The organism is Vibrio sp. Isolate22, assembly GCF_022398115.1.
In the GTDB taxonomy this organism is placed as follows: Bacteria; Pseudomonadota; Gammaproteobacteria; order Enterobacterales; family Vibrionaceae; genus Vibrio.
Window position 1 is genome coordinate 55,189 of sequence record NZ_JAKEUW010000017.1, and the last position, 12,779, is coordinate 67,967.

The 12,779-nt window shown below is 43.9% G+C and carries 10 protein-coding genes; 4 read left to right on the top strand and 6 right to left on the bottom strand.

The features are described 5' to 3' along the window. Positions 1-143: 143 nt before the first annotated feature. Complete coding sequence (locus L1D55_RS12170; RefSeq protein WP_239917585.1) at positions 144-344, bottom strand: hypothetical protein; 201 nt, start codon at positions 342-344, stop codon at positions 144-146. 282 nt (positions 345-626) lie between these two features. On the opposite strand from L1D55_RS12170, the gene purU reads away from it, so the two are divergent. Beyond that, positions 627-1,460, top strand: coding sequence for a formyltetrahydrofolate deformylase (gene purU, locus L1D55_RS12175; protein WP_239917601.1), 834 nt, complete (start codon positions 627-629; stop codon positions 1,458-1,460). Positions 1,461-1,808: 348 nt separating this feature from the next. On the opposite strand, the gene L1D55_RS12180 is transcribed toward purU, so the two are convergent. Further along, positions 1,809-2,405, bottom strand: coding sequence for a VOC family protein (locus tag L1D55_RS12180; RefSeq protein WP_239917586.1), 597 nt, complete (start codon positions 2,403-2,405; stop codon positions 1,809-1,811). 349 nt (positions 2,406-2,754) lie between these two features. On the opposite strand from L1D55_RS12180, the gene argS reads away from it, so the two are divergent. The 3 genes from argS to L1D55_RS12195 all read left to right on the top strand — a co-directional run bounded on the left by argS (position 2,755) and on the right by L1D55_RS12195 (position 5,835). Then, the gene (argS, locus tag L1D55_RS12185; RefSeq protein ID WP_116871769.1) at positions 2,755-4,488 is read left to right on the top strand and encodes an arginine--tRNA ligase; all 1,734 of its coding nucleotides are present in this window, start codon (positions 2,755-2,757) and stop codon (positions 4,486-4,488) included. Positions 4,489-4,741: 253 nt separating this feature from the next. Then, a complete protein-coding gene (locus L1D55_RS12190; protein ID WP_061033709.1) occupies positions 4,742-5,170 on the top strand; it encodes an HIT domain-containing protein in 429 nt (142 codons plus the stop codon). 137 nt (positions 5,171-5,307) lie between these two features. Further along, positions 5,308-5,835 carry a YqhA family protein gene (locus tag L1D55_RS12195; RefSeq protein WP_004737930.1) on the top strand — a complete coding sequence of 176 codons (528 nt, stop codon included), beginning with the start codon at positions 5,308-5,310 and terminating at the stop codon, positions 5,833-5,835. A 65-nt stretch (positions 5,836-5,900) separates the two neighbouring features. On the opposite strand, the gene L1D55_RS12200 is transcribed toward L1D55_RS12195, so the two are convergent. From L1D55_RS12200 to L1D55_RS12215, 4 genes are all read right to left on the bottom strand, one after another. Continuing rightward, positions 5,901-6,131 carry a FeoC-like transcriptional regulator gene (locus tag L1D55_RS12200; RefSeq protein ID WP_239917587.1) on the bottom strand — a complete coding sequence of 77 codons (231 nt, stop codon included), beginning with the start codon at positions 6,129-6,131 and terminating at the stop codon, positions 5,901-5,903. Further along, complete coding sequence (gene feoB, locus L1D55_RS12205) at positions 6,128-8,401, bottom strand: Fe(2+) transporter permease subunit FeoB (RefSeq protein WP_239917588.1); 2,274 nt, start codon at positions 8,399-8,401, stop codon at positions 6,128-6,130. The genes L1D55_RS12200 and feoB overlap by 4 nt, the downstream gene beginning before the upstream one ends. After that, positions 8,402-8,623 (bottom strand): FeoA family protein, encoded by a 222-nt coding sequence (locus L1D55_RS12210; protein ID WP_150897811.1) that lies wholly within the window; start codon positions 8,621-8,623, stop codon positions 8,402-8,404. It abuts the gene before it with no gap. A 632-nt stretch (positions 8,624-9,255) separates the two neighbouring features. Then, entirely contained in the window at positions 9,256-12,618 is a 3,363-nt protein-coding gene (locus tag L1D55_RS12215; RefSeq protein ID WP_239917589.1) for an AraC family transcriptional regulator, read from the bottom strand. Positions 12,619-12,779 lie beyond the last annotated feature (161 nt).

The window sequence follows — 12,779 nt, forward strand, 5'->3', positions numbered from 1 at the left end:
AAAGTGAAGGCGAATTATGGCAGGTTTAGTGAGCCGGCGCGAATCAAGAATGACTTCGCACCGGAGGTGTCTGGGTTATTTCAAACTACCAAGAGAACAGAAATGAAAATCGAGATTGCTGTTTTAGCTTAAAGGTTAATTGCTTATTTTCGATTGAGATAACGAGATAGCCAAGGAGCGCCTTCAAATTCATTATCATTTGGCTGTATAGCTTTTACTACATCGCTTAGCGAGGTTTTGCTTTCCCACATTTCATCGAGAACATTTCCATCTAGCTCTGCGCTGCCAGCCAATGAACTCACGCGTTTGCAGTACAGTTTTTTTGCTAGTAACTCTTTATCCATAAGTATCACCTCTATTTTTGGCCAAGGCGAAAATGCCTCGGTTGAAGTTCAAATGCGTACTACGGTCAAAACTTTAAAAATGAAGCTTCTGCCTGTTTTTCTATCTGAAAACTGATATTTCGATATCAAACAATTTATCAAAGCGATAAATGAGCAGCAGAATTTGTTGAAACCAACTTGATAATAGATTAATTATAACGGTGATATTGCGGCTCAGTTCACCGTTCGACGGCCTGTATTTAATTTGAAGAATAAAAAATATTTCATGGAAGTAAGATGCAAATGGAAAGAAAAACATTACTAACACATTGTACTGATGCCCCAGGCCTCATCTCAAAAATCACCAACATTTGTTACAAACACCAACTCAATATTGTTCACAACAACGAGTTTGTGGATAACACTAGTGGTCACTTCTTTATGCGCACTGAGCTTGAAGGGTATTTCAATGATGAAACCTTTCTAGCAGACCTAGATCAAGCCCTGCCAGAAAACGCGAAACGCAAGCTAGTCGACTCTTCTCGCAAGCGTATTGTTATTCTCGTTACAAAAGAAGCACACTGTCTTGGCGATATTCTGATGAAGAACTTCGATGGCAGTTTAGACGTGGAAATCGCGGCGGTTGTCGGTAACTACGACATTCTACAGAGCCTAACCGAGCGTTTTGATATCCCTTATCATCATGTTTCACACGAAGGTCTGAACCGTGAAGAGCATGAGCAAAAAATGCTAGAAGTGATTGACCAATACGAGGCTGATTACCTTGTTTTGGCTAAATACATGCGAGTGCTTACTCCGGGATTTGTTGAAAAGTACAACCACAAGATCATCAATATTCACCACAGCTTCTTGCCAGCATTCATCGGAGCGAAACCCTATCAACAAGCGTACGAGCGCGGTGTAAAGATCATTGGTGCAACGGCGCACTTCGTGACGAACGATTTGGATGAAGGGCCAATCATTAAGCAAGACGTCATCCCTGTCGATCACAACTTCAATGCGAAAGACATGGCGCAAGCGGGTCGTGACGTAGAGAAGAATGTTCTAAGTAAAGCGCTAAACAAAGTCATCAACGACCATGTTTTTGTTTACGGCAACAAGACTGTGATTCTGTAGGTTCGACACCTTTTAGAACCCAATAAAAAACGCGTAAGAGGATTTCCCCATTACGCGTTTTTTGTATCTGGTTATCGAGTCCGTTGTTAGAGGTTCCCGACTACGCTCCTTCGTCGCTATCGGGAATGACGGTGTTCTCTTGCTAGTAAAAACGATGACTCAGAAGAGATACAGTCAAACCGAATGATAGTAAGGCACAACCACTGCACACATCCGCGCTCTATCTGAAAATTTTAATATCAAATCAAGCGTTCACTACAATTGGTAGACCAACACATTCACTAACCGACAGCCTCGTCATTCCGGCGAGCCAATTCGAGCTCTGGCACTCTTTCTTGTTAACTCAGACTAAACCTGCTCTGACTCAACAATCTTCTTCAACGAATGTGGGTGCAGCTTGATACAGATCCCTTGATGCTTGAATGCAACGGTTGGGTTGTTTAAACGCTCACCCTCACCTTTCGGGCTAGACAGTTTGATCTTAACACCTTGCTCAGTCAGCGTTTCAAAGTTAGCAGCGAATTGCGGGTAAGTATCTTTCAGATCCGCTAAGTACTCATCAGCCGTTTGAGCGTGAGACGGAATTACGAACTCAACGTGTTCCCAATCTTGGCTCGGATAAATCTTACCTTCTGCGGGGTATGGCAACTCTAAACACTCAATGCTCCAGCCACGGCTTTGTAGAGGTTCATCAAAAGCGAACACAACAATTGGACGACCATTGATCATCGCTTGTGAAATGGTTGAGCCGTATTCAGACCATGCTTGATGCGCAGCTTTCGCCAATTCCGTTTCATTGATTCTTAGCGCGATATGATCCGCCTGAGCAAAACTCAAATCTAAACCCAGTACGTTACCTAGGTTCTCAATCTTCGCCATAAACGTATCAAGGCGGGCGATCATCTGTTGTGGTTCTAATTCGGCTTGCTTGAGGCTCATCGTCATTGTCTGTGTTCTCCAAATATTGGCTGCATGGTATCAGTTTTGCCTTGTTCAACAAGCGCTGCGTATACAAAAAGACAGCCGATAAGCACGTTGGCTCACATTCCTAAATACACAAACGCTGCATGGCGAAAATTGATTGTCAAAAACCCCTCAGGAAATGTTAATTTTCTATCAATTCGACCTATAAGAAACCGCACAAAATTGGTATGATTGCTGCCATTTTTGTGAACTTAAACAGTGTCTGTTGTTCATTTCGGCATTAAATCGTTAACTAGACGCATAATTAACCAAATTTGATGACCTCGAGATAACGGCCACTCTTATCATCCTTGAATTGAAGGAAACGCGTGTGAATATCCAAGCACTTATTAATGACAAAGTATCTCAGGCTCTAGAAGCCGCTGGCGCACCTGCAGGCTCTCCTGCTGCTGTTCGCCAATCTGCAAAACCACAATTTGGTGACTACCAAGCAAACGGCGTAATGGGCGTTGCTAAGCGACTAGGCACTAACCCGCGAGAATTTGCTCAGAAAGTATTGGACGTTCTAAACCTAGACGGTATCGCTTCTAAAGTTGAGATCGCAGGTCCAGGTTTCCTTAACATCTTCCTAGATGAAGCTTTCCTAGCAAAACAAGCGGACGCAGCACTTGCTGACTCTCGCCTTGGTGTTGCGGCAGCTGAAGCACAAACCATTGTTGCTGACTACTCAGCGCCAAACGTTGCAAAAGAAATGCACGTTGGTCACCTGCGTTCAACCATCATCGGTGATGCCGTTGTTCGTACACTGGAATTCCTAGGCCACAAAGTTATCCGTGCTAACCACATCGGTGACTGGGGTACTCAATTCGGTATGCTTATCGCAAACCTTGAGCGCGTTCAGGCTGAATCAGGTGAAGTTTCAATGGAACTTGCTGACCTTGAAGGCTTCTACCGTGAATCTAAAAAGCTATACGACGAAGACGAAGAGTTCGCAGTTAAGGCACGTGGCTACGTAGTGAAACTGCAAAGCGGCGACGAGTTCTGTGCAGAGATGTGGAAGAAGCTTGTTGACGTAACAATGATTCAAAACCAACGCAACTACGATCGTCTAAACGTATCACTAACGCGTGATGACGTAATGGGCGAAAGCATGTACAACCACATGCTTCCAGGCATCGTTGCTGATCTTAAAGAGCAAGGCCTTGCTAAAGAAGACGACGGCGCACAAGTTGTGTTCCTAGACGAATACAAAAACAAAGATGGCGACCCAATGGGTGTTATCATCCAGAAGCGCGATGGCGGTTTCCTTTACACTACAACTGATATTGCTTGTGCAAAATACCGTTTTGAAGAGCTAGGCGCAGACCGCGTTCTTTACTTCATCGACTCTCGTCAGCACCAACACCTAATGCAAGCTTGGACTATCGTTCGCAAAGCAGGTTACATCCCAGAATCTGTTTCTCTTGAGCACCACGCGTTCGGCATGATGCTAGGTAAAGACGGTAAGCCATTCAAGACTCGTGCAGGCGGTACGGTTCGTCTAGCTGACCTTCTTGATGAAGCAGAAGTTCGTGCAGCACAACTGATCGAATCTAAGAACCCAGAACTAGCAGAAGACGAGAAGAAAGCGATCGCTAACACAGTTGCAATGGCAGCGGTTAAGTACGCAGACCTTTCTAAGCACCGTACGACTGACTACGTGTTCGATTGGGATAACATGCTTGCGTTCGAAGGTAATACAGCACCTTACATGCAATACGCATACACTCGTGTAGCTTCTGTATTTGCGAAAGCTGGCGTTTCTATGGACTCTCTTGAAGGTGAAATCAAAATCACTGAAGAGAAAGAGAAAGCACTTATCGCGAAACTTCTACAGTTTGAAGAAGCGGTTCAATCTGTTGCTCGTGAAGGTCAACCACACATCATGTGTAGCTACCTATTCGAACTAGCAGGTCAGTTCTCTAGCTTCTACGAAGCATGCCCTATCCTAGTAGCAGAAGACGAAGCTGTTAAACAGAGCCGTCTGAAGCTTGCTGCACTAACAGCGAAGACAATCAAACAAGGTCTGTCGCTTCTAGGCATCGAGACTCTAGAACGCATGTAAGCGATTCGAGATTCGAGATTCGAGATTCGAGATTCGAGATAATTAGAAAGGTTGACGTGAAAGCGTCAACCTTTTGTTTTATTGGGAGGTTATATTTACCTAGCTATCGAGCTGCCCGCTACCCTTCTCCTCCACCGTCATTCCCTACAGCGAGGTACGAACGTGATAGGGAATCTGCTTATTGAGGTCGTAAGCGCTAGCCACATTCTCTTTCCAACCTTATACTCAACTAAAACAATTAATTGGAAAGATCATGAGCTTCGAACTTCATCCTCAATTGGCAAAAGACACCACAGTTATTGGCGAATTCCCGCTTAGCCTTGCACTGCTGCACAAAGACAACGCTGTGCCTTGGGTTATCCTGGTCCCAAAACGTGCCAACCTAAAAGAGCTGCATCACTTACCAATGAAAGAGCAACAGCAGTTCTTACATGAATCTCAAGCAGTAAGCCAAGCACTAGAAGCTACGTTCCAACCGGATAAGCTCAACCTAGGCGCACTAGGTAACATGGTGCCACAACTACACATCCACCATATCGCACGTTTCAAAGATGATGTGGCGTGGCCTGGCCCAGTGTGGGGCAACACCACAGGTGAACAGCGTAGTGAAGAAGAGCAAGCCGCTATCCTAACTCGTATTCAAAATGTGCTGTCACTAAGCTCTATCTTTAAGAAAGCTTAACGTTCTGACATAGGTGATACCTAACCTCTTGGTATCACCATTATTACCAATGTGTAATAATAATTCACAAAAACACCCCATTGTCACAACACAGACTCCCACGTATACTCTCTTGCACACAACATAGAGAGAGCATCATGAAACAAACCTTCAACTTATTTCGTCATATCAGCTGGATCGCCATCATCTGTTCTATGCTTGCTTCCCTACTCTTATTCTTCATGGGAGCAACCAAGACTTACTCTGCTTTTGCGATCTTCATGCTCAATCAGGTACCACCAGAATCGCTCGCACACTTAGACACAACAGATATCGCGATCTCGTACTTGATTAAGTCTCTGGATACATTCTTGATTGCTTTTGTACTCTTCATCTTTTCTCACGGTGTATTCACTTTATTCATCTCGGATAAAAGTAATGCCGCGAAAAGTGACCAACAAATCAATAAAAGCAAAGTACTGAGTTGGATAAAAACACCCAACATTGGCCACCTGAAAAACATTTTGGCTGAAGTAATTATCATCATTCTCTTCGTGAAGTTTTTGGAACTTGTACTTGTCAATTTTGACAGCATTGGATGGGATATATTGGTTCTTCCAGTATCCATACTGTTGCTGAGTATCGGCCTTAAAGTTCTTGGGTTAGGTGAAACCAAAGAGTCTTAAGTCGACAAACACAAACAAAAAACCGCAGCTCATAAGCTGCGGTTTTTTATTAGATATTGACCAAACTACATCATCACATTCAGCGACAGACCATCTTGTTTGCTGATGGTGTAGCGAACACGTGTTGTATGACCATGTTTGTTGGTGTCGACCAAGCGAGATACTTTGCCTTTCTTGACCCACACGCTCAACATCGCATCCACGCCGTCTTCACTCATACCAAATTTCGCTGCAATCTCTTTACGCGCTGCGACACGTTGGCTGTCAATGTACTGATGAAGTTCAGTTAAAATCATACGACTTGCACCTCTAATGCTTTTTGCTTGCTGCCAACTTTCTTAAATACACGGTAGGTAATCACAAAGCCACCAGCAATCGCGACCATCCACACAGCACTAGTCACAGGGTGTGCTGCAAAGTTTGCCGCTTGGTAGTAGAAAGTTGCACCAAAGTAGCCAAGCGCCATTGTCCAAACTGCAATAAAGCGTGCAAACATTTGACCAAATTCACGAACGTAAGCACCCATTGCAGCCACACAAGGTGTGTACAGCAAGATAAGGATTAAGTAAGCAAACGCAGCGTGACCAGAAACAAATTTGTCTTTCAGGTTACCAAAGATAGACGAGTCAACCTCTTGCTCTTCGGCAACTGCACCGGAATCGCTTAAGTCACCCACTTCAATACCTAGAGGATCCGAGTAGCTCAGACCAGCTAGATTCTCAGGGATCGTCATCACCGCTTCTTCTAAGCTCGCCGCTAAGTCAAACTGAGCCGCTTCTTCATCAGAAGGCGTTGTATAAAGGCTGTTCAACGTACCAACTACCGCTTCTTTTGCGAAAATACCAGTAATGATACCTACCGTTGCTGGCCAATTTTCTTCTGTAATACCAATTGGTTGGAACACAGGAGTCACAACTTGCGCTGCCTTAGAAAGTACTGAATTTTCGCTGTCTTCGTTGCCGAAACTGCCGTCCATACCCAGAGAGTTCAAGAAGCTTAAGATTGCTACCACAACCACAATCGTTTTACCTGCACCAAGCACGAAACGCTTCAGTTTCTGCCACGTTTTCAGCATCACGTTTTGTACAGTTGGCAGCTCGTAGTCTGGCATTTCCATTACTAAACTGTCGCTGCTACCTGGGTAGATAGTGTTTTTAAGGAACAGGCCAGTAAATACAGAAGCTAGAATACCCATGATGTACAGAGCAAATACTACGTTTTGGCCCGCACCAGGGAAGAACGCCGCAGCAAATAGTGCGTATACCGGTAGACGAGCACCACATGACATAAATGGCGCCATGGATGCAGCCAGTTTACGCTCACGCTCTTGGTCAAGTGTACGAGTTGCCATGATTGACGGTACGTTACAGCCAAAACCAAGAACTAACGGTACAAACGCCTTACCAGGTAGACCAATCTTTTGCATCACTTTATCAAGTACAAACGCAGCACGAGCCATGTAGCCTGAACTTTCAAGTACGGCTAAGAACAAGTAAAGCGCCGCGATAACAGGAATAAAGGTTGCAACAGTTTGAATACCACCACCGATACCATCTGCAAGAATAGTAACCAGCCAAACTGGTAGGTGTCCGTCTAATAAATGGTGTCCACCATCGACCAATATTGCACCAACACCAATATCAAAGAAGTCGATGAACGCACTACCGATATTGATAGAGAACATGAACATTAGGTACATAATGACGAAGAAGAAAGGGATACCGACCCATTTATTCAGAATGAATTGGTCAGCTTTCTCTGTGAAGTTACGACTTAGTTTGCCTTCACTGCGGCGAACACGCTTACACAGGTCATGTAAGAAGGTGTACTTCGCGTCTGCTACCGCAAGGTCGATATCAAACTCGGCGCCAAGACGCACACTGTCAATTTGAGTACGTGTTTGAGGAGATAAACCGTTTAGCACCAAGTAATCATTTTCTAGAGCACGAATCGCAAGCGCTCGGTGAGAAACATCAGCATCATCAAAATGTGATTCAACAGAAGGAATAAGTGCTTCTAATGCTTCGTCATAGTTAATAGAGATAGGATCAAGGCTAACACCTTGAACAAGAAGCTTATGTAGGCGCTCTTTGAAACGAGCCACTTGACCTTTATCGTTCGCAGACAAGCTAAGAACCGGGCAACCTAGCTCTTTCTCTAGCGCTTTCAGGTTAATCACCTGACGCTCACGCTTTAATACATCCATTTTGTTCAATACAACGATCATTGGGCGACCCAACTCTCGCAATTGCAATGTCATGTATAAGCTTCTTTCTAAGCAACTTGCATCAACAACATTAATGATCACGTCAGCAGGGTGAGTCAGAACAGCTCGCGACGCGATAGACTCATCAATACTATTTGCATCATTACCACTATCTAGTGCGTAGATACCAGGTAAGTCAGTTAGCTGAAATTGGTCACCCGCATGTGAATAGACACCCGTTTTCTTTTCTACGGTTACGCCTACCCAGTTACCAACATGCTGCTTCGCACCGGTTAGTGCATTGAATAACGTTGTTTTACCACTATTCGGGTTACCAACGGTAAGAACTTGATAATCCATTTAGATAACCTCGATTTGTTCTGCGATGCTTTCACGAATGGCGATAGAGACTCCTCTCACCTCCACTTGAAGCGGATCCCCCATCGGCGCGCGACGGATTAGTGTAACTTCAGTGTTTGGCAACATACCCATGACCATTAGCTTTTTTCTAACTTCTGGTGTTAAGCCGGTTAAGGCAACTATAGAAGCCGCTTTTCCTTGCTCTAGTTGTGAGAGTTTCATAAATACCCAATTCGTGATTGATAATGAGAAAGATTGTTATTAACAACATAATACACATACATGACCACAATTCTATTGTGTGAAATCAATGTTTTCGAAAATATATACTCGTAAGTTTCGTTAAAAACGTTTACGTCAAAACCGTCACTTTCAACAACTAGTGAGAACCACCTCACTAGTACACCACAAGCAAAAACATACAAAACCATTAAATATCAACAACTTATGAAAATGTCGCTTTTCTCATAGCCTTCTGTCGTTAATTTTATAAGTAAAATAAGTCACTAATCGTATAGTTACTCCATCGAAGAGAAACTCCTTCTCTTTAATTTAATTCCAGAGGTGATGTGGCTTGCCATATCACTCCGGCAGCAAGCGAAGGTGTCATTGGCACCCGTGGTATAGTCCCCCCGGCTATACCACGATATTTTTTTTCTTATCTTGTTTAATCCCTGCAAAACAATCTTCAAAAATCTACCCTAAATATCTCGTATCTCGTATCTCGTATCTCGTATCTCGTATCTCGTATCTCGTATCTCGTAGAAACATAAAAAAAGCCCCAACACGAACGTCGAGGCTTCAATAAAACTATCTGTCATTAGCGTAAGACTGGCTGGTTCAAATTGTTCGCTCTAGTCTTCACTATTTTCAGCGAACTTAGATGGAGACATACCAAAGTGATGTTTGAACCTTTGGCTGAAATAAGACGGGTCATTAAAGCCAGAGTCAAAAGCAACGTCTGATATCTTCTCTCCGGCAAGTAACCGCTCACACGCATGCTCCAAGCGAACTTCATTCAGGTGCTCTTTAAAGGTCTTGTCATAAGCCATCTTAAATCGCCTTTGTAAGCTTCTCTCTGACATGAATAGATACTTAGCAGCAGTCGCAGTACCAAACTCAGCATCAGCGTAGTGTTCACTAACAAGCTGAGACACTCGGTTCTTCCATTCTTGCTCTGCACTGAGCTTTAACTGTTCAGGTGAGGTATTAGCGAGCTTGATAGTCTCAATCTGCTCTATTGTATTGGTTTCGAGATTATCTAATACCTGATAGTCAATTGGCCAAGTAAGCTGCACCTTATTCTGAGATTCCGACACAAAAGCATTGAGCTCTCCTCCACTCTGATTCACTAGCAGTGGTAACTTTTCTATATTTAAGTCGGTCGACTTCCCACTATTGTCACTAATGCTAGAGGTTAATTTAGGGAAAGGCATACCATGGTCTAAAATCGTCACGACTAGGTGCTCTTTTAGCTCTTCGACCGTAACCATCATGCTCTGCGACTTAAAGTTGCGCTTGATGATGCTCGCGATCAGGCTATTGAAGATAATATCGAGATTAAAATACAGTAAAGATACATGTCTGTGTTTCGTCTCTACTTTTATTTCTAGCTCAATACCGGCTTTAGCTAAGTCTTCTTGCCACGCCTTAAGCACCGACTCCAAGATTAAGATCATATCGTAACCAACCGCACCACCATCCTGTCGGCTATTACTCAATTGTGCCAAACCATTCTTTAACGCAAGAATCGGTGATTTACCTTGTTCATCATTCCAATTAGGGAGCATGGCTGCAACTTGGTTAACCTCTGAGGACAGTTCATCGGCGGTATGAGACACGAGCGCATTCTTAACCGATAACTGCTTCTTAAGCTGCTGATTAGTCGCCAGTAATATCCGGCTTTGGTGTCTCAACTGATCGGTTTTTAAAGCAACTTGCGCCTTTAGGTGTCGGTTGGCAAAGGTGACATAACGCGAACGCCAAAAAACCAAGATAGTGACAACACAGATGAGCAAAATCAGAGAACTTGCTGCCGCCCAGTTACTGAGGTACCAAGGTTCGGCTATTGAGAAGCTTTGATTGGTGGACACAAAACGGTAGTGAGAATCCTTAACGGGCTTAACCTCAAGAGTGTAATCGCCGGGCAACAAGTGATCGAGGGTTAACAAGCCCCCTTCAAATTCGCTCCAAGATTCATCACCATTGAGCCTATATTCCATCGCAGGTGCAAACGTAGCAGGCAAAATACCGAGCTTGAACCCAATCGACGAGCCATAAGGTATCTCAGCTAAGTCAGCTGCCTTGCCACCAAGAGACACGGTCTTTTGATTTACACTTATTTTGCTCAGTAAGGCGCGGCTATGCGGCGTAGTCGACACCAATAACTCATTAGCTAACGCGCTCACAACCCCATACTTAGAACCCAATACTAGCCTTGAGGATTGGCTCTGCTCACTGTAGAAGAGCTCACATGCGCCCGCCGCGAGTTCATTGGTGATCAAACCAAAAGGTGAACCGATATGCTTATGAAGCTGTCCGTCTAACCCATAATAGCTAAGCCCTTTTGAAGAGCCTAACCAAACACCATTTTCATCGCTGATTAAACAGCTAGGGCTGATGTTCTCTTCAACAAGAGGAATCTCATCAATGACTAGACGATCGTAAGGGATCCGATAGACACCATAGCTGCTCGCAAACCATTGAGAACCATCGCTGGCTTTTTCTATATCAACGACCTTGCCAAATCGCTCACTGGAACGACTAAAGCTAATTCGCTTATCAACAAAGGAATAAAAACCATGGTCTGTACCGATATAGACACTACCTTGTAAGCCTATATTTAGGTCAGTGATTTTTGCGGGTAGAAATTTGTCTACGAGCCAATCCATTCCATAACTTGTCAGCGCCATGTTATCTATCGACATGGAATAGAGACTCTGCCCAGAGGTCATCCAAAGTGTGTTGTCACCTTGAAGTGCCATGTTCTCAATATGAACACCTTCAATAGCTCTTGGTAGATTCAGAGCTTCGCGCTCCAATGTCTTGGTGTTGAAGCTAACGATACCCTCTTCAGTCGCTAACCAAATAGATGAACCAAAAACTTGAAAGTCTCGGACCGGTTTAGGATATACACGATTAGGCCGCTCTTCAGCCTCAGAATCAACAAGATAGAGACCCATCGAAGAAGCTACCCAAGAAAGGTGGTCACTGATTGGCTTAACTTTATTGATCACAACACTGCTAGAGTGCATGCCCATACCGGTTAAAGGCGTTCTTGAGAATGTCTTACTAAACAAAGAGAAATACCGGATACCATTGTTGGTCGCGACCCACATACCACCAGCATGGTCGTTAATTAATGAGTAAATCTTCTCACCCGGTAATGAAAAGTCTTGGTTGGAGGCTTGTTCAAAACGAATGGTTTCTCCAGTAATAAAGTTATAGCTAATCAGGCCATGTTCAGTGCCAACCCAATATTGATCGGTTGTTTCAGCAAGAGAGAGAACATGCGAACCACTGATCTTGGTCTCTTTCTCTGAATTTGCCAAATCGACAATCACCACACCATTTAGTGTACCAATCAGTAATTCGCGTCTGGCCTTTGAAAAGTAGATCGTCTCTATATAGTGTTTATCTGATGCGGCCACATGGGTAAATTCTTGATTCTCAGAAAGGTAGGCACCCGAGCTGGTTGCCAGTACCCATTTGGATAGCACCCACTCCGCATCATTGATCGTAATGTCGCTGCTGTTGTTGTATCGATACAGCTTGAGGAGCGAGTAAGTATTAAACTCCAATGACTGGGTGTTGTAGGTGTAGAAGTTGTTGCCGTCCGTCACCCAGATATAGTCAGCCGATGCACCAATATTCGTGATCTCTGCACCAGGGCTCAAACTAAAGGCTAACTCGTTACCTATCCCTGGAGTATGTCGATACACCTCATTATCAAAGAACGTCCAAAACTCATCGTCCAAAAAGGCGACGCGCTCCGATGAAAACTGCAATAGGCTGCCTTTGCGTGGCAGTAGAGCTCGCCCATCATAAAAAAGAACTTTCCCATGCACATCATGAATCCAAAGCCCACCACCGGCGCCTAGATAGAGATTTTTAGCTGCAAGAAAGTTCCCTTGCGCTTGGACAGGCAAAGGATAAAAAACAGACGGTGATGTATTTACCGCGATAGCGCTAAATGAAATGCTCATTAATATGAACATTCGGAAGACAATTCGATACAACTTCTAATCCTGAACAGCAACAACGTATGAAGTTTCAGTCGTCACAATGTCTTGTCATTGCTCAACCAGAAACTGAGTTTTTTTGTGCTTATTATTATCTTTCCATTTTAGCGGAAATTAACCAAGGAGAAAGAAGGTTT

What these genes read in the sequence shown, in the direction of transcription:
- L1D55_RS12170 (WP_239917585.1), bottom strand. Translation starts at nt 344, where the DNA reads ATGGATAAAGAGTTACTAGCAAAAAAACTGTACTGCAAACGCGTGAGT.
- purU (WP_239917601.1), top strand. Translation starts at nt 627, where the DNA reads ATGGAAAGAAAAACATTACTAACACATTGTACTGATGCCCCAGGCCTC.
- L1D55_RS12180 (WP_239917586.1), bottom strand. Translation starts at nt 2,405, where the DNA reads ATGACGATGAGCCTCAAGCAAGCCGAATTAGAACCACAACAGATGATC.
- L1D55_RS12190 (WP_061033709.1), top strand. Translation starts at nt 4,742, where the DNA reads ATGAGCTTCGAACTTCATCCTCAATTGGCAAAAGACACCACAGTTATT.
- L1D55_RS12195 (WP_004737930.1), top strand. Translation starts at nt 5,308, where the DNA reads ATGAAACAAACCTTCAACTTATTTCGTCATATCAGCTGGATCGCCATC.
- L1D55_RS12200 (WP_239917587.1), bottom strand. Translation starts at nt 6,131, where the DNA reads ATGATTTTAACTGAACTTCATCAGTACATTGACAGCCAACGTGTCGCA.
- feoB (WP_239917588.1), bottom strand. Translation starts at nt 8,401, where the DNA reads ATGGATTATCAAGTTCTTACCGTTGGTAACCCGAATAGTGGTAAAACA.
- L1D55_RS12210 (WP_150897811.1), bottom strand. Translation starts at nt 8,623, where the DNA reads ATGAAACTCTCACAACTAGAGCAAGGAAAAGCGGCTTCTATAGTTGCC.
- L1D55_RS12215 (WP_239917589.1), bottom strand. Translation starts at nt 12,618, where the DNA reads ATGTTCATATTAATGAGCATTTCATTTAGCGCTATCGCGGTAAATACA.